Raw genomic sequence first — 16,039 nt, 5'->3', positions numbered from 1 at the left:
CGAAAGGGGCGAATCACCCACGCCGAGGGCTGAAACTGCAAGATCGACGGGGAGGGGGAGGGCGGCGGCTCAGGGCAGGGTGTGGGTGGTCTTCTCGGTTTCGGCGCGGGCGGCCAGGCGGGTCGGGTCGGGGTGGGCGCAGGCCACCACGCTGGCGCCCGCGATCAGCGGGGTGAGCAGCCACTCGACCGGGTCGGGGTGGACGCTCACGTCGACCAGGAGGCGATCGCCCTGAGCCAGGCCCAGCTCGGTGGCGCGAGCCTGGGCCCGGGCCAGCAGTGTCGCGTCGGCCTCGCCGGCGGCCGGGTCCGGCGTGAAGTGGTCGCCGTGTCCGCGTACCGCGGTGACGAAGTCGGTGCAGCCCGCCGGCACCTGCCGCATCGGCAGCGCGAACGGGTCGAGCGCCAGCGCGTACCGCTCGCCGGCCGGCCACCCGGCCGCCTCGTCGACCCGGTCGACTGCGACGAACAGCGCCTCCACCGGGCCCGGCGAGTCGACCACAGTCAGTTTCGCCGACCAGCAGCCGAGCAGCACGGCGGCGGTCTGCCAGTGCGGCGGCAGCAGCACCCCGGCCGCGTCGCCGGGCGCGGCGCCCACCTCGTCGGTGAGCAGGTTGGCGGTCTTCGCCACCCAGTTCGCGAGCGTCGCCCCGGACAGTTCGGTGCGCTCGCCGGTGGCGTCGTCGTACCAGGTCAGCAGCGGTCGGGTGAGGTCGGGCGCGATCGCGTCGGCGAACACCCGGGCAATGTTGTCGGCCATCGGCGCGAACGATACGCGCCCCCCGTGCGTACTCGATGACAACGACAAGTCGGCGTACCGTCGGGTCGCGGTCAGCACCTTGCGCCCGGCCCGGCGTAGGCTTGGCGAGAGTGTTCTTCCCCACAACTGCGCCACCTGAGGAGTCGCCCTGTGACCGCCGGTCGCCCGCCCCGCGTTCTCATCGACGCCACGAGTGTCCCCGCCGACCGTGGCGGCGTCGGTAGATACGTCGACGGACTGCTCGGCGCGCTGGGCCGGGTCTGCGGCACCGGCGTCGACCTGGCCGTGGTGAGTCTCCGCACCGACCTGGAGCGCTACAACCGGATGCTGCCCGGTGCCGAGGTGATCCCCGCCCCGGCGGCGGTGGCGCACCGGCCGGCGCGGCTGGCCTGGGAGCAGACCGGCCTGCCGCTGCTCGCCCAGCAGGTGGGCGCCGAGGTGCTGCACTCGCCGTTCTACACGTGCCCGCTGCGCGCCGGGTGCCCGGTGACGGTCACCGTGCACGACGCGACCTTCTTCACCGAGCCGGAGCACTACGACAAGTCGCGCCGGACCTTCTTCCGCAGCGCGATCAAGACGTCGCTGCGCCGGGCCGGCCGGGTGATCGTGCCGAGCAAGGCGACCCGCGACGAGCTGATCCGGCTGCTGGACGCCGACCCGACCCGGATCGACGTCGCCTACCACGGTGTCGACCAGGACGCGTTCCACGCGCCGGGCGACGAGGAGAAGGCCCGCGTCCGGGCCCGCCTGGGGCTCGGCGACGGCAGCTACATCGCGTTCCTCGGGGCCAAGGAGCCGCGCAAGAACGTACCCAACCTGATCCGCGGCTGGGCCCGGGCGGTGGCCGACCGGCCGAACCCGCCCGCGCTGGTGGTGGCCGGTGGCCAGGGGCACGACGACGACATCGACCGCGCGGTGGCCGAGGTCCCGTCGCACCTGCGGCTGCTGCGCCCGGGTTACCTGCGCTACGCCGACCTGCCCGGCTTCCTCGGCGGCGCGCTGGTGGCCGCCTACCCCTCCTACGGCGAGGGCTTCGGTCTGCCGATCCTGGAGGCGATGGCGTGCGCCGCCCCGGTGCTCACCACGCCGCGCCTGTCCCTGCCCGAGGTGGGCGGCGACGCGGTCGCGTACACCAGCGAGGACCCGGACCAGATCGCCACCGACCTGGCCGCCCTGCTGGACGACGAGCAGCGGCGGCTGTCCCTGGCCAAGGCCGGGTTCGACAGGGCCAAGGAGTTCACCTGGGAGTCCAGCGCGGAGGTCCACATCGCGGCGTGGCGACGGGCGCGCTCCTGAGCGCCGGTTACCGGTCCCGGGCGACCGACCGTGACGGCTCGCCCGCTTCGGGCATGATGTGCTGATGTTCTACGCCGTCATCCCGGCGGGCGGCAGCGGCACGAGGTTGTGGCCGTTGTCCCGTGCCGGCCACCCCAAGTTCCTCCACCCGCTGACCGGTACCCCGGCCTCGCTGTTGCAGGCCACTGTCGACCGGTTGTCGCCGTTGACCACTCCGGAGCGCACGCTCGTGGTCACCGGGGCCGCGCACGCCGCGGCGGTGGCTCGGCAACTGGCCGGCCTGCCGGAGGAGAACATCCTGGTCGAGCCGTCGCCGCGGGACTCCTGTGCCGCGATCGCGCTGGCCGCGGCGGTGATCGCCGCTCGGACCCCGGACGCGGTGATGGGCTCGTTCGCCGCCGACCACCTGATCGGCGACCCGGCCCGGCTGGCCGAGGTGGTACGCCAGGCGATCCGGGGCGCGGAGCAGGGGCTGCTGATGACGGTGGGCATCACCCCGACGCGTCCGGAGACCGGCTACGGCTACCTGGAGACCGGCGACCCGGTGGGGGACGGTCCGCTGCGCCCGGTACACGAGTTCAAGGAGAAGCCGGCCGCCGAGGTGGCCGAGGTGTACGTCCGTTCCGGCCGGCACCTCTGGAACGCCAGCATGTTCGTCTGGCGGGTGGACGTCTTCCTGGCCGAGCTGGCCCGCCAGCAGCCGGAGCTGCACGCCGGGATCACCGCCATCGCGGCGGCCTGGGGGACGCCGGAGCAGGACGACGTGCTCGGCCGGATCTGGCCGACGCTGCCCCGGATCTCGGTCGACTACGCGGTGATGGAGGGCGCGGCGACGGCGGGCCGGGTGGGCACCGTGCCCGGCGACTTCGGCTGGAACGACGTCGGCGACTTCCACACGCTCGGCGAGGTGCTGCCCGCCGACGGCGCCGGCAACGTGGTGCTGGGCGGGGACGCGAAACCGGGCGTGCTGCTGCACGACACCACGGGCACCGTGGTGGTGCCGCACTCGGGCCGGCTCGTCGCCACCGTCGGGGTGCACGACCTGATCGTCGTGGACACCCCGGACGCGCTGCTGGTCTGCCCGCGCGACCGCGCGCAGGACGTGAAGAAGATCGTGGACGAGCTGAAGGAACGCGGCGAGGAGGGCCTGGTCTGATCGGCCGCGCGCCGGGCCGCCGGAGCGGGACACGCCCGGCGGCGCGGCGCGGTGGCCTCGCTCAGCCGCGCGTACGGCGGGCCAGCGCCGCGAGCGCCGGGGGCACGAGCTGCGCCGTGGCGTGGGCGAGCGGCTCGGGCAGCCGGCCCGGCGGGAACCAGCCGAGCGCCTCGGACTCCGCGCTGACCTGCTCGACCGCACCGGCCGGGGCCAGCACGGTGTACCGGACGTCGTAGTGGAACGAGCCGCCCTGACAGGCGACCTGATGGATGTCCACGTCGATCGGCTCCGGCTCGATGGTCAGGCCGCTGATGCCGGACTCCTCGGTGGCCTCGCGCAGCGCGGTGCCCATGAGCGTCCGGTCGCCGGGCTCGCAGTGCCCGCCGAGCTGCATCCACCTGCGGATCTTGCCGTGCAGGCAGAGCAGCACCCGGCCGTCCGGGTCGAGCACCAGCGCGCTCGCGGTGACGTGCCCGGCCCGGTGCGTCCGGCTCATCGCCACCGGCCCGTCGGCCAGCAGCGCCAGGGTCCGGTCCCGGGCGGCGTCGGCGGCGGGGCTGGTCGCCGCCCAGCGGCTCAGCGTCGCGACGGCGTCGGCGTGCAGCTCGCTGTACGAGATGAGATCGGGCACCCGGACACTCTACGAGCGCCGCCTCCGTACCCTGGCGCGGTGACCCTGCGACTCGTCGAGTTCCTGGTGGCCGGCAACGAGGCGAGCGACCTCCTGCCGGTGCGGTCGGCCGCGCTGCTGCGGGCGCACGGTGCGCGCCGCGGCTTCTGGACGGTGCTGGACGAGGGGCCGGTCGAGGAGTGCCTGGCGCTGCTGCTGGAGCGCGACGACGGCCACTGGGAGGCGCACCACGTGGCCGCCGACGCCGGCCCGGAGAACGGCCGCACGGAGGACGGCGAGGCGCTCGCCCACCACGACGGCTGGGTGTACGTCTTCGGCTCGCACTTCGGGTCCAAGGGCGGCCCGCTGCGGCCCCGGCGCGCGTTCGTGGCCCGGTTCCGGGAGGACGACGCCGTGGCCGGGCCGCTGCCGGTGCGGGTGGTGCGCAACCGTTTCCGGCTGCACCGGGCGGTGAACGACGCGCTCGCCTCCGCGCCGCTGACGCTGCTGCCACCGGGTGACCGGGTCCGGGAGCGGTTCATCGTGGAGACGCTGGCCCGGGGCACCGCCCGCGCCAAGAGCTGGGTGACCCGGCTCGCCGCCGACGACCTGCCGATCAACGTCGAGGCGGCGGCGTTCACCCCGGACGGTACGGCGCTGCTCGGGCTGCGTTTCCCGGTGACCGCCGAGGGGGAGCCGGTCTACGTCGAGCTGGCCGGCGTACCGGAGATGTTCGGCGACCCGGAGCGGCCGGGTGACCTGCGTGCGCTCGGGGCGTACGCGCTGACCGGGGTGACGCCGCCCGGTGCGCTCACCGGTTTCCGCGCGATCACCCCGACCGGCGACGGCGGCTACGCGGCGGTGACCGGGTCGATCGACGCGCTGGGCAAGGGTTCGGTGCTGCTGGACGACCACCCGCACGGCGGCGAGGTGACCTCCCGGCACGTGCGGTTCCGGCACGACGCGGGCGGGGACGCCCTGGTGACCGGGGAGGTGGTCGCGGAGCTGGCGCCGTTCCACCACGTGGAGGGGCTGGCCGAGCTGGCGGGACGCTGCTACTACGTCACCGACGAGGACCACCGGGTGGCGCTCTGGATCGGATGAGCGAGGGCCGGGCGGCACCCCTGCGACTGATGTCGCAGACCCTCGTGGTGCCACCCGGCCACGCCCGTCAGCCGGCGTCCGGGTCATCGTTGCGCCCCGGCGTCGGCAGGCAACAGAGAGTTTGCCGAACGGGCGTGCCCGGCGTCGAGGTTTTTCACCTGACGCTTAAAGATGGAGATTAGTACCGGCGGGTACAGTGCGAAGTGTGGCGGGCACCCCCGCCGTCCGCACGGGAGCAATCCATGTTGAAGATCATTTTCTCGGGCGAGGACGTCCTGCGGACCCGGGTCGCCCCGGCCGCGGACCCGCTCTGGGAACTGGTCCTCAGCCTGCACCTGCTCCAGGGGCGCAGCCGTGACCCGATGATGACCACATGGCGACGCACGGTGGCGCACGGCCTGCGGACCGACACGGACGCCGAGCAGTACCGCCTGCTGCTCGCGCTCAACCCGCCGCGTGGCTACTTCCCCGACTTCCTCACCCCGTCCGCCAGCCGGGAGGGCTTCGAGGCCGGGCTGGACGCGGTCCGGGGCACCCCTGTGGACATGTTGCAGCGCGACCTGACGCTCCTCGCCGGGGAGACCACGCTGCCGTCGTCGGCCACCGCGCTCGCCCGTGGCGAACCGGAGACGCTGCACCACCTCACCGACGCCATGGCGCGCTACCAGTCACTGGCGGTCACGCCGTACTGGTCCCGGGTGCAGGCGGCGGTCGAGGCGGACCGGGCCCGGCGTGCGCGCGCCATGCTCGACGGCGGCGCCGAGGGGCTGCTGGCGAGCCTGCGGCCGAACATGCGCTGGGTCTCGGGCGTGCTGGAGGTGCTCGACTACCCGGACACCCGGGAGCTGCACCTGGACGGCCGCGGGCTGCTGCTCGTGCCGTCGTTCTTCTGCTCGCGTACCCCGGTGGCGCTGGTCGACCCGACGCTGCCCCCGGTGCTGGTCTACCCGGTCGACCGGCTGGCCGGTCTGACGCCCGCGTCCGGCGCCGCCGCGTCACCGCAGGGCGAGGCGCTCGCCGCCCTGCTCGGCCGGACCCGCTCCCGGGTGCTCCAGGCCGCCGACGAGGGCTGCACCACCGGCGAGATGGCACGCCGGCTGCGCATCTCCGCCGCCGCGGCCAGCCAGCACACCACTGTGCTGCGCAACGCGGGGCTGCTGGTCAGCCGGCGCGACCGCAACACCGTCCTGCACACGCTCACCCCGCTGGGCCGGGCCGTCCTCGACGCCTGACCGTCTCAGAGCGCCAGCGTGGCGCTCGCGGTGCTGCCGGACGGGGGCGGGAGCAACATCGAGTCGACGCCTTCGGCGGCCAGCGCGGCGCGCAGACGTTGCAGGTCCGCGCCGAACCGGACCAGATCCGCCGGGTCGACAGGGGCGGGCGCCGCGCCGAGCAGCAGGCCGGTGGCCGAGTTGGGCCAGCCGGGCACCGTGGCGGCGAGTCCGGCGCGTACCTCGTCGTCGGTCACGTGGGTGAAGACCGTGCCGGGGGCGACCACGTCGGCCACCGCGTCGATCGCCCGCCGCACCGCGTCCGGGTCGGCGGGCTCGGGGCCGATCCGGTCCGCGAGCGTCGCCGCCGCCCGCAGACCGGCGGCGCGCGCCTCGGCCGTGCCGAGCGAGAACAGGTCCATCGAGGCGTCGCGGACGAGCGCGCGGGCGCCCTCGTCGTCGTCCCGGGTCGCGGCGAGGTAACCCCGGATCACCGCGACCGGTACCTGGTCGCACTTGCCCTTGATCAGCTCACCGGCGGCGGCGAGTTCGTCGACCACCGCCATCTGGGTGACGAACAGTTCGTTGCCGTACGGGTCGACCTCGCCCCGGTGGTCCCGGATCGCCGGCATGCCGGCCACCCCGAGCGCCACGTCGGTCAGCCCGTTGCGCCACGGGCGGCCCATGGTGTCGCTGACGATCACCGCCACGTCGAGGCCGTACCTGTCGCGCAGCGCGTCGCGCAGCGCCCGGGCGGACGCGTCCGGGTCGACGGGCAGCAGCACCAGGCGGGTCTTGTCCACGTTCGAGGCGTCGATGCCGGCGGTGGCCATCACGAACCCGTGGTGGGTCTGCACGATCCGGGTCGCGCCCCGCGTCGCCACCACCCGGGCGGTCTCGCCGGCCAGGATGCGGTCCCGCTCGGCGAGCCGTTCCGGGCCGTCGGCCGGCACGTCGACGAGCCGGCCCTCCGCCTTCGACACGATCTTGCTGGTTACCACCAGGACGTCGTGGTCGCGCAGCCAGGGCGCCGCACCGGTGATCAGCGCCGCCAGGTCGTCGCCCTCGGTCACGTCGCCGATGCCCGGCACCGGCAGGATCTCCAGCCTCACATCAACTCCAGCGCGGCGCGCACCATCGCGGCGGTCGCCGCCTCGTCGGTCATCCGCAGCGGCGCCGCGCGGACTGTCACGTCCGGCACCACGGCGTCCTCGTCCTCCGGTGCGACCAGCCAGCCGTCGAGCAGCCCGCCCGCCGACCGGGCGCCGTAGAGGCCGCCCACGCCGGCCGCGCTGCACTCCACGCCGAGCACGGCGAGGCAGCGGTCGGCCATGCCGCGTACCGGCGCGCCGCCGATGATCGGCGACACCCCGATCACCGGGGCCGGCCCGCCGGTCACCGCGTCGCGCAGACCGGGCACCGCCAGCACCGGCGCGATGCTCACCACCGGGTTGCTCGGCGCGATCAGCACCACGTCCGCGGCGGCGATCGCCTCGACCACGCCCGGCGCGGGCTTCGCCGTGTCGGCGCCGACGAAGACGAACCGGTCGGTGGGTACGGCGGCCCGATGGCGCACCCACCACTCCTGGAAGTGGATCGCCCGGCGGCCCTGGTCGTCGGTGACGACGGCGTGCGTCTCCAGGCGGTCGTCGGTGGCGGGCAGCAGCCGTACGCCCGGCTGCCAGCGCGCCGCCAGCGCCTCGGTGACCTGGGACAACGGGTAGCCGGCGTTGATCATCTGGGTGCGCACCAGGTGGGTGGCGACGTCCTTGTCGCCGAGGCCGAACCAGCTCGGCTCCGCGCCGTACGCGGCCAGCTCGTTCTTCACCGTCCAGGTCTCGCCCGCCCGGCCCCAGCCCCGCTCCGGGTCGGCGCCGCCGCCGAGCGTGTAGAGCACGCTGTCCAGATCGGGGCAGACCTTCAGCCCGTGCAGCAGCAGATCGTCGCCGACGTTGACCACGGCGGTCACCTCGGCGCCCACCTCACGGGCGTACGCCCGCACGCCGAGCAGGAAACGGGCGCCCCCGATGCCGCCGGTCAGTACCACGATGCGCATGACGTCCATCCTTCCGCACGCGCCGCCGTCGATCGTCCGGTGGCCGGAGAGACTACGCTCACTTCGGCAACTGTCCGCTTTCGTCCCCTGGGGGAGTCCGTGACCAGCCCCGCCGAGCCCGCGTCCGGCGACGCCGCGCAGGCCAGCCAGTTGATCAAGCCGTTGCGCGAACTGGCCGCGCTCGTCCTTCTCGGCGCCAACGCCGTGCTTCTCTTCGTCGGCCTGCTGCGCCTGCTGGTGCCGGTCGACTACAGCACGTTCAGCAGCCGCGCCGGGAGCACGTATTTCGCCTTCATCGGCCTGGAGGCGACGGTCCTGCCGCTGCTCGCCGTCCTGATCGCCACCGTGATCCTCCCGGTCGTGCCGAAGGCCAAGCTGATCACGCAGGTGGCGCTCGTCGAGTACGCCGTCTCCGTCGTGTTCGGCGCGCTGACGTTCCTGATCTGGCTGGTCGGCCGGCTCGCCGACGGTGAGGTGCTGGACGCGTTCCTCGGTCTGCTCACCCGCGTGGCGTGGTTGGCGATCTTCGGGATCGCCGCGTTCGTGGTGTTCAAGATCTGGCGCACGCTCTACTACGTGCCGAAGCCCAAGGCGCAGCCGGGCGTGTACGGCCAGCCCCAGCCCGGCTGGCCGCAGCAGCCGGGTCAGGGCTACCCCGGCGCGGGCGGCTACCCGCAGCAGCCCGGCCAGGGTTACCCGCAGGCCGGCTCGCCCCCGCCCGGCTGGCCGCAGCAGCAGCCCGGTCCGTACGGCCAGCCGCAGTCGGCGCCGCCGTTCAACACCGCGCCGCCACACGGCCCGCAGTCCGGCCCGCCGTCCGCCGACCCGCAGGCCGGCTCGCCGTACGCCGGCCCGCAGCAGGCGCCGCAGTACGGATCGCCGCAGTCCGCGCCGTTCGGCCAGCCGCCGTCGGCCGACCCGACGCAGGCGATCCCGCGCCAGTCCGCCGAGCCGGGCGCGCCGTCGCCCGCCGCCGACGACGAGCGCACCCAGCGGTTCGACCGCGAGGACCCGAACCAGCCCCGCTGAGGTCCGGGCGGCGGGCGACGGAGCATCGTCGCCCGCCGCCACCGGAGCCCGCCGCTGTGCGGGGGATCACCCGGTTCGTCCCGATGCCCGGACCGCGACCGGGGGCGGGCGTCCGGCCGTCCGGCAGCGCTTAGGCTGGGCGGATGGTTGATCGCAGCGACCCCGAACCGACCGAGGCGAGCATCCGGCGGGCGCTGGGGCGGGCCGCCACCGGCCGGGCACTCGACGCCGGCGAGGCGAGTGCGCTGCTCGCCGCTCGCGGGCCGATGCTCGACGACCTGCTCCGGATCGCCTCCGACATCCGCGACGCCGGGCTGCGTGACGCCGGGCGGCCGGGCGTGGTGACGTACTCGAAGAAGGTCTTCATCCCGCTGACCCGGCTCTGCCGGGACCGCTGCCACTACTGCACGTTCGCCACCGTGCCGCACCGGCTGCCCGCCGCCTACCTGGAACGCGACGAGGTGCTGGCGATCGCCCGCGAGGGCGCCGCGCAGGGCTGCAAGGAGGCGCTGTTCACGCTCGGCGACCGGCCCGAGGAGCGGTGGCCGGCGGCCCGCCGGTGGCTGGACGAGCGGGGGTACGACTCGACGCTGGACTACCTGCGCGCCTGCGCGGTGGCGGTGCTGGAGGAGACCGGCCTGCTGCCCCACCTGAACCCGGGCGTGCTCACCTGGTCGGAGCTGCAGCGGCTCAAGCCGGTCGCGCCGAGCATGGGCATGATGCTGGAGACCACCGCCACCCGGCTCTGGTCCGAGCCCGGCGGCCCGCACTACGGCTCGCCGGACAAGGAACCCGCGGTACGCCTGCGGGTGCTCGACGACGCCGGCCGGGTCGGGGTGCCGTTCACCACCGGCATCCTGATCGGCATCGGCGAGAACCGGGCCGAGCGGGTCGACGCGATCTTCGCGATCCGCCGCGCGATGCGGGAGTACGGCCACCTCCAGGAGGTGATCGTGCAGAACTTCCGCGCCAAGCCGGACACCGCGATGCGCGGCATGCCGGACGCGGAGCTGCACGACCTGGCCGCCACCGTGGCGGTGGCCCGGGTGCTGCTCGGCCCGAAGGCCCGCATCCAGGCCCCGCCGAACCTCATCGCGGGCGAGTACGACCTGCTGCTGCGCGCCGGCATCGACGACTGGGGCGGCGTCTCCCCGGTCACGCCCGACCACGTCAACCCGGAGCGGCCCTGGCCGCACCTCGACGAGCTGGCGGCGCGTACCGCGAGTGCCGGGTTCACGCTGCGCGAGCGGCTGACCGTCTACCCGGAGTACGTCCGGGCGGGCGAGCCGTGGCTGGACCCGCGCCTGCTGCCGCACGTCACGGCGCTCGCCGACCCGGCCACCGGGCTCGCAGTCGAGGCGGCCCGCCCGGTGGGACGGCCGTGGCAGGAGCCGGAGTCGGGCTACGGCGGCCGGACCGACCTGCACGTCACGATCGACGTCACCGGCCGTACCGACGACCGGCGGGGCGACTTCGACAGCGTGTACGGCGACTGGGCCGAGGTGGCCGGCAAGGTGGCGCCGGAGGCGCGCGCGGGCGTACCCCTGGGCGCCGGCGCGGACGCCGACCTGCGCGCGGGCCTGCGGCTGGCCGCTGACGACCCGGCCGCGCTGCTGACGCCGGCGCACGAGGCCAAGGCGCTGGCGCTGTTCGGCGCGGACGGCCCGGCGCTGGACGAGCTGTGCCGGCTGGCCGACGACGCGCGCCGGGACGCGGTCGGCGACGACGTGACCTACGTGGTCAACCGCAACATCAATTTCACGAACGTCTGCTACGTGGGCTGCCGGTTCTGTGCGTTCGCCCAGCGGGAGAGCGACGCCGACGCGTTCCGGCTCTCCCTCGAGCAGGTGGCCGACCGGGCCGAGGAGGCGTGGACGGCCGGCGCGACCGAGGTCTGCCTCCAGGGCGGCATCGACCCGAAGCTGCCGGTCACCGGCTACGCCGACATCGTCCGCGCGATCAAGGCGCGGGTGCCCGGCATGCACGTGCACGCGTTCTCCCCGATGGAGATCGCCACCGCGGCCGCGAAGGCCGGCGTACCGGTCCGGGAGTGGCTGCTCCAGCTCCGCGAGGCCGGGCTGGACACCATCCCGGGCACCGCCGCCGAGATCCTCGACGACGACGTGCGCTGGGTGCTCACCAAGGGCAAGCTGCCGGCCGCCGCCTGGGTCGAGGTGGTCAGCACGGCCCACGAGCTGGGCATCCGGTCCAGCTCCACGATGATGTACGGCCACGTGGACCACCCGGGCCAGTGGCTGGCCCACTTCCGGGTGCTGGCCGGTGTGCAGGACCGTACCGGCGGGTTCACCGAGTTCGTGGCGCTGCCGTTCGTGCATACGAACGCCCCGATCTACCTGGCCGGCATCGCCCGCCCGGGCCCGACCTGGCGGGAGAACCGGGCGGTGCACGCGATGGCCCGGCTGCTGCTGCACGGCCGGATCGACAACATCCAGTGCTCCTGGGTGAAGCTCGGCGACGAAGGCACTGTGGAGATGCTGCGCGGCGGCTGCAACGACCTGGGCGGCACGCTGATGGAGGAGACGATCTCCCGGATGGCCGGTTCGGGCAACGGCTCGGCCCGTACCGAGGAGCAGTTGCGGGCCATCGCCACCGCCGCCGGGCGCCCGTTCCGCAAGCGGACGACCGCGTACGGTCACGCCCGCGCCTGAGGTCGAACCTTTCCCCGCCGCGCGCCGTACCTGTCGATGCCGGCGGCGGTTTCGGCGAGGACCGCCGCCGGTGACCCCGAACCGGGGCCCGGCGGTGTCCGGGCGCCGGGGCCCGTTGCGGCGCTGCGGCGCCGGTCCGGAAAGGTTGCCGATGAGCACTGACGAGACCACCGAGGCGCCGAAGAAGCGGCGGACCTGGCCGCGGTTGACCCGCAGGCAGACGCTCACCGCCGCGGCGAGCGCGACGCTGGGCGCCGCCGCCCTCACCGTTCCGGGCCTGTCCGCCGCGCAGAACAACCCCACGGCGAACCGGCGCGACGAGCCGATCGTGGTCCACCTCCGCGACGCCGCCGCCGGCGTCATGGACGTCTTCGTCGGCACGAACCGGGTCGAGGTACGCGACCGCGGCCTGGCCGACCGCCTGGTGCGCGCCGCCGGCCGGCGCTGATCCCACCCTTCACCGGCGTGGGCTCCCGGCGCCGGTTCCGACTTCCGTTCCCCCGACGAAGGTGCGTCCGCCATGTCCTCTCACCGCGAGGCCCCGGAGATCGCCAAGGATCCGGTCGCCGACAGTTCCGACCTGTACGCGTTCGTCACGCCGAACCAGCCCGACACGGTCACGTTGATCGCCAACTACGTGCCGCTGCAGCTTCCCTCCGGCGGCCCGAACTTCTTCGAGTTCGGTGACGACGTCCGGTACGAGATTCACATCGACAACGACGGTGACGGTTATCCGGACGTCACCTATCGTTTCGAATTCACTACCGAGATCACGAACGAGAACAGTTTTCTCTACAACACCGGGCCGATCGAGTCGCTGGAGAGCAAGAACTGGAACCGGCGCCAGTTCTACCGGCTGACCCGCATCGCGGACGGCCGCGCGCGGGTGCTGGCGCACAAGCTGCCCTGCCCGCCGTGCAACGTCGGCCCGCTGTCGACGCCGAAATACCAGAACCTGGTCCGGCAGGCGACGTTCAAGCTGTCCACCGGCGAGAAGGTATTCGCCGGGCAGCGGGCCGACGGGTTCTTCGTCGACCTGGGCGCGGTGTTCGAGCTGGGTACGCTGCGGCCGTTCCAGCAGCTGCACGTCGCCGGCAAGAAGCTGTTCCGGGCCGAGGGCGAGCCGGTGAACGCGCTGGACCGGCTCAACGTGCACAGCCTCGCCGTGCAGGTGCCGCTCGCCCAGGTACGCCGCAAGGCCGCCCGCTACAGCCCCGCCGACCGCTCCTCGACCATCGGCGTGTGGACGAGCGCGTCCCGCCAGCAGGTCCGGGTGCTCGGCGACCGGGTCTCCGCGGACACCGCAGCCGGCCCGTTCACGCAGGTGTCGCGGCTCGGTAACCCGTTGTTCAACGAGGTCATCGTGCCGATGTCCAAGAAGGATGTCTGGAACACTCTCCCGCCGTCGGAGGACAAGCGGTTCGCCGGGTTCGTCGAGCGGCCCGAGCTGGCCGCGCTGCTGCCGGCGCTCTACCCGGGTGTGTTCCCCAATCTGGACGCGCTCAACAAGTCCAAGAAGCCGCGCGCCGACCTGGTGGCGATCCTGCTCACCGGTGTCCCGGCCGGACTGATCGACGGCTTCGCCAACACCACGGGCGACGTGCAGGCGGACATGCTGCGGCTGAACACGGCGATCCGGCCCAGCCGCACGCCGGACCGGTTCGGCGTGCTCGGCGGCGACCTGGCCGGTTTCCCCAACGGCCGCCGTCCCGCCGACGACGTGGTGACCATCGCGCTGCGCGCCATCGCCGGGCTGACCGTGCCGCTCGTCGACAAGACGTTCCGCCCGGACGCCGCCGCCGCGGCGGTGACGCCCGGCCTGAGCGCGGCCGACGTCACCGCGCCGTTCCTGGCCGACTTCCCGTTCCTCGGCACGCCGTACGACGGGTTCGGCAACCCGCAGGCGAAGAAGTCCTGACGGGAGGCGGCTGATGTCACACCATCACGATCTCGGCCCGTCGGAGGTGGGGAGCGTCGTGCTCGATCTCGGCGGCGACCGGGGCGCGCTGATCATCCACACCGGGCGGGACCTGCACGGCCGGGAGATCGAGATCAGTCGGGTGGACCTCGACGGTCCGCGGACCCACTCCGCCGTACGTGAGCGGCACGTCCGGGACGGGGTGTTCCACAGTGCCGTCTACCCGGACCTGGAGGCGGGTGTGTATACCGTTTGGTGGGACGACCACACGTCCGCCGGGGCGATCTCGGTCACCGGCGGGTCGGTCGCCGAATTCGTCTGGCCCACCAGCTCACCAGCCCGCTTGGACTGATCCGTCAGTCACGTCGGAACCCGCGCCCCGTCCACCATGTGGACGGGGCGCTCTCGGCGTTGGACGGCTCGACGGGCGGTGTCGCGGGAAGCGGGTTACCCTTTGCCCCACCAATTCTGATCTTGGTACGAGCGGCCGGCGGGGGCGTCCGGCCGGCCTGCCGGCGATGCGCCACGGCAGAAAACTTCCGGCAACTCGCCGGGGAGGGCGTTACTCGTCCGGGGTCTGAATCGATAGGGCAGGTTGCGAGGCTACGGGCGACCGCGGCGGTCGTCCCGGACGTGTCGGGAGGGCGACTCCATTATCAAGTTTGGCTTGACGGCGCACGCATTACACGCGTGTAATTTGAATGGGGTTGTTCGCACGGAACGCAACAAATGGTGACCGTACGGACAGGCACGCCTTTCGCGTGGGGGGTTGCAGCGGCGAATGACGCCGGTGCGCGACAAGGAGGCAATCGATGGACGGCCAGCTCGAGGTGGCCGACCTGCTCGGGAACGCGCCGGAGTGGCAGGAGCGAGCGCTCTGCTCGCAGACCGACCCGGAGGCGTTCTTTCCCGAGAAGGGCGGCTCGACCCGCGAGGCGAAGCGCATCTGCTCGCGGTGCGAAGTGAAGACGGAATGCCTGGAGTACGCGCTCGGTCACGACGAGCGGTTCGGAATCTGGGGTGGCCTCTCCGAGCGGGAGCGGCGCAAGCTCAAGCGGCGGGTCGCCGCCTGATCGACGTACGGGTCCACGGGGCGGTGGGGGCCGCTCCGGACCCGGGTCGCCGTCCGGCCGGAGCATCCGGCCGGGTGGCGGCGCCCACCGGCCGGCCCCGGCGACCGGTCAGGCCAGCTCGTCCGGATCGACCCCGAGCAGATTCGCCACCTGCTCGATGATCACGTCGTGCACCAGGTCGGCGAGATCCTCGCGGTCCATCGCGCGGAACTCCAGCGGCCGCCGGTAGAGCACGATGCGCGGCGGCACCTCCTGGCGGCCGGGCCGCCCGGGCAGCAGCCGGGCGAGCGGCACCTCGCCGTCCTCCAGCACGTCCGAGTCGTAGACGTTCAGGTCCGGCGGGACGTCCTCGACCGCGAACTCCACACCGGCCAGCTCCTTGGCGAACCGGCGTTCGAGCGTCTCCACCGTGTCGAGCACCAGATCGTCGAAGACCTCGGCCTTCGTCCGGGCCAGCGGCACGGTGGCCGGCACCAGCCGCCCGCGCAGCCCGCGACCGTGCCGGTCGCGGTGGGTGCGCCGGCCGGAACCGGGGCGGCGGTTCTGCGGGCTCGTCATGACGGACAGGGTAGCCCGGGGCGACGGTCCACCCGCTGTCGCGCGGCCGTCCGGCGTGCCGGTGCGCCGATCGGAGGAATTGTGATCACCATGACGGGCGTGTCGTAACGCGAAGCGGTGCGCCGGACCCGGTAATGGGGATACCCTGCCGCCGTGAGGTCACCACGGCGCTGCTCCCGTAACGGCTGCCCCCGGCAAGCGGTCGCCACATTGACCTATGTCTACAACGAGTCGACGGCGGTGGTGGGCCCGCTCGCCGCGTTCGCCGAACCGCACACGTACGACCTGTGTGAGCCGCACGCCCGCAACCTGACCGCCCCGCGCGGCTGGGACGTGGTGCGGCACGAGGGCGAGTTCGAGCCGCCGCCGCCCACCACCGACGACCTGGTGGCGCTGGCCGAGGCGGTACGCGAAGCGGCACGCCCGGCCCCGCCCCGTCCTCCCGAGGACGAGCCCGCCAGCAAGCCCCAGGCCCCCCACCAGCAGGGCCGCCGAGGCCACCTCCGGGTCATCCCGCCCCACCACTGACCCACCGTCAGGCTTTTCGGTCGATCATGAGGTTGACGGCGTTTTCGATCTCCCTGAGTGCCGCCAACCTCA

General features: G+C 73.5%; 16 protein-coding genes. 11 read left to right on the top strand and 5 right to left on the bottom strand.

Going from position 1 to position 16,039, the window contains the following annotated elements; all coding sequences use genetic code 11:
• Positions 1 to 69 precede the first annotated feature (69 nt).
• A complete protein-coding gene (locus tag O7607_RS07845) occupies positions 70 to 759 on the bottom strand; it encodes a TIGR03089 family protein (RefSeq protein ID WP_269702093.1) in 690 nt (229 codons plus the stop codon).
• Between the two features lie 150 nt (positions 760 to 909).
• On the opposite strand from O7607_RS07845, the gene O7607_RS07840 reads away from it, so the two are divergent.
• Both O7607_RS07840 and O7607_RS07835 read left to right on the top strand, forming a co-directional pair.
• Positions 910 to 2,055 carry a glycosyltransferase family 4 protein gene (locus tag O7607_RS07840; RefSeq protein ID WP_269702091.1) on the top strand — a complete coding sequence of 382 codons (1,146 nt, stop codon included), beginning with the start codon at positions 910 to 912 and terminating at the stop codon, positions 2,053 to 2,055.
• A 64-nt stretch (positions 2,056 to 2,119) separates the two neighbouring features.
• Positions 2,120 to 3,211, top strand: a complete 1,092-nt coding sequence (locus O7607_RS07835) for a mannose-1-phosphate guanylyltransferase (protein WP_269702089.1) — start codon at positions 2,120 to 2,122, stop codon at positions 3,209 to 3,211.
• A 61-nt stretch (positions 3,212 to 3,272) separates the two neighbouring features.
• Here the strand turns inward: O7607_RS07835 and O7607_RS07830 are convergent, their stop codons facing one another.
• Positions 3,273 to 3,842, bottom strand: a complete 570-nt coding sequence (locus O7607_RS07830; RefSeq protein ID WP_269702087.1) for an NUDIX hydrolase — start codon at positions 3,840 to 3,842, stop codon at positions 3,273 to 3,275.
• A gap of 39 nt (positions 3,843 to 3,881) precedes the next feature.
• Between O7607_RS07830 and O7607_RS07825 the strand changes: the two genes are divergently transcribed.
• Both O7607_RS07825 and O7607_RS07820 read left to right on the top strand, forming a co-directional pair.
• Positions 3,882 to 4,925 (top strand): hypothetical protein, encoded by a 1,044-nt coding sequence (locus O7607_RS07825; protein WP_269702085.1) that lies wholly within the window; start codon positions 3,882 to 3,884, stop codon positions 4,923 to 4,925.
• 242 nt (positions 4,926 to 5,167) lie between these two features.
• Positions 5,168 to 6,157: an ArsR/SmtB family transcription factor gene (locus O7607_RS07820; protein ID WP_269702084.1), complete on the top strand. Its 990-nt coding sequence runs from the start codon at positions 5,168 to 5,170 to the stop codon at positions 6,155 to 6,157.
• Positions 6,158 to 6,162: 5 nt separating this feature from the next.
• Here O7607_RS07820 and O7607_RS07815 read toward each other — a convergent pair whose 3' ends face one another.
• Positions 6,163 to 7,248: a coenzyme F420-0:L-glutamate ligase gene (locus O7607_RS07815; RefSeq protein ID WP_269702083.1), complete on the bottom strand. Its 1,086-nt coding sequence runs from the start codon at positions 7,246 to 7,248 to the stop codon at positions 6,163 to 6,165.
• A complete protein-coding gene (cofD, locus tag O7607_RS07810) occupies positions 7,245 to 8,192 on the bottom strand; it encodes a 2-phospho-L-lactate transferase (RefSeq protein WP_269702082.1) in 948 nt (315 codons plus the stop codon). The genes O7607_RS07815 and cofD overlap by 4 nt, the downstream gene beginning before the upstream one ends.
• Before the next feature lie 99 nt (positions 8,193 to 8,291).
• Between cofD and O7607_RS07805 the strand changes: the two genes are divergently transcribed.
• From O7607_RS07805 to O7607_RS07780, 6 genes are all read left to right on the top strand, one after another.
• Positions 8,292 to 9,221: a hypothetical protein gene (locus tag O7607_RS07805; protein WP_269702081.1), complete on the top strand. Its 930-nt coding sequence runs from the start codon at positions 8,292 to 8,294 to the stop codon at positions 9,219 to 9,221.
• A gap of 143 nt (positions 9,222 to 9,364) precedes the next feature.
• A complete protein-coding gene (locus O7607_RS07800; RefSeq protein WP_269702079.1) occupies positions 9,365 to 11,890 on the top strand; it encodes a bifunctional FO biosynthesis protein CofGH in 2,526 nt (841 codons plus the stop codon).
• Between the two features lie 151 nt (positions 11,891 to 12,041).
• Positions 12,042 to 12,338, top strand: a complete 297-nt coding sequence (locus tag O7607_RS07795; protein WP_269702077.1) for a hypothetical protein — start codon at positions 12,042 to 12,044, stop codon at positions 12,336 to 12,338.
• A 72-nt stretch (positions 12,339 to 12,410) separates the two neighbouring features.
• Positions 12,411 to 13,808: a DUF4331 domain-containing protein gene (locus O7607_RS07790; RefSeq protein WP_269702075.1), complete on the top strand. Its 1,398-nt coding sequence runs from the start codon at positions 12,411 to 12,413 to the stop codon at positions 13,806 to 13,808.
• Between the two features lie 13 nt (positions 13,809 to 13,821).
• Positions 13,822 to 14,160 (top strand): phospholipase, encoded by a 339-nt coding sequence (locus O7607_RS07785; RefSeq protein ID WP_269702074.1) that lies wholly within the window; start codon positions 13,822 to 13,824, stop codon positions 14,158 to 14,160.
• A gap of 460 nt (positions 14,161 to 14,620) precedes the next feature.
• Positions 14,621 to 14,881 carry a WhiB family transcriptional regulator gene (locus O7607_RS07780; RefSeq protein ID WP_013284161.1) on the top strand — a complete coding sequence of 87 codons (261 nt, stop codon included), beginning with the start codon at positions 14,621 to 14,623 and terminating at the stop codon, positions 14,879 to 14,881.
• Positions 14,882 to 14,989: 108 nt separating this feature from the next.
• Here the strand turns inward: O7607_RS07780 and O7607_RS07775 are convergent, their stop codons facing one another.
• Entirely contained in the window at positions 14,990 to 15,439 is a 450-nt protein-coding gene (locus O7607_RS07775; protein WP_018787548.1) for a metallopeptidase family protein, read from the bottom strand.
• A gap of 153 nt (positions 15,440 to 15,592) precedes the next feature.
• On the opposite strand from O7607_RS07775, the gene O7607_RS07770 reads away from it, so the two are divergent.
• The gene (locus O7607_RS07770) at positions 15,593 to 15,967 is read left to right on the top strand and encodes a DUF3499 domain-containing protein (protein WP_269702073.1); all 375 of its coding nucleotides are present in this window, start codon (positions 15,593 to 15,595) and stop codon (positions 15,965 to 15,967) included.
• Positions 15,968 to 16,039 lie beyond the last annotated feature (72 nt).

This window comes from Micromonospora sp. WMMA1949, assembly GCF_027460145.1.
Lineage (GTDB): Bacteria > Actinomycetota > Actinomycetes > Mycobacteriales > Micromonosporaceae > Micromonospora.
The sequence above is the reverse complement of the archived record's forward strand: the minus strand, read 5'-3'. Positions and strand labels throughout refer to the sequence as shown.

What these genes read in the sequence shown, in the direction of transcription:
- O7607_RS07845 (WP_269702093.1), bottom strand. Translation starts at nt 759, where the DNA reads ATGGCCGACAACATTGCCCGGGTGTTCGCCGACGCGATCGCGCCCGAC.
- O7607_RS07835 (WP_269702089.1), top strand. Translation starts at nt 2,120, where the DNA reads ATGTTCTACGCCGTCATCCCGGCGGGCGGCAGCGGCACGAGGTTGTGG.
- O7607_RS07820 (WP_269702084.1), top strand. Translation starts at nt 5,168, where the DNA reads ATGTTGAAGATCATTTTCTCGGGCGAGGACGTCCTGCGGACCCGGGTC.
- cofD (WP_269702082.1), bottom strand. Translation starts at nt 8,192, where the DNA reads ATGCGCATCGTGGTACTGACCGGCGGCATCGGGGGCGCCCGTTTCCTG.
- O7607_RS07800 (WP_269702079.1), top strand. Translation starts at nt 9,365, where the DNA reads ATGGTTGATCGCAGCGACCCCGAACCGACCGAGGCGAGCATCCGGCGG.
- O7607_RS07795 (WP_269702077.1), top strand. Translation starts at nt 12,042, where the DNA reads ATGAGCACTGACGAGACCACCGAGGCGCCGAAGAAGCGGCGGACCTGG.
- O7607_RS07790 (WP_269702075.1), top strand. Translation starts at nt 12,411, where the DNA reads ATGTCCTCTCACCGCGAGGCCCCGGAGATCGCCAAGGATCCGGTCGCC.
- O7607_RS07785 (WP_269702074.1), top strand. Translation starts at nt 13,822, where the DNA reads ATGTCACACCATCACGATCTCGGCCCGTCGGAGGTGGGGAGCGTCGTG.
- O7607_RS07780 (WP_013284161.1), top strand. Translation starts at nt 14,621, where the DNA reads ATGGACGGCCAGCTCGAGGTGGCCGACCTGCTCGGGAACGCGCCGGAG.
- O7607_RS07775 (WP_018787548.1), bottom strand. Translation starts at nt 15,439, where the DNA reads ATGACGAGCCCGCAGAACCGCCGCCCCGGTTCCGGCCGGCGCACCCAC.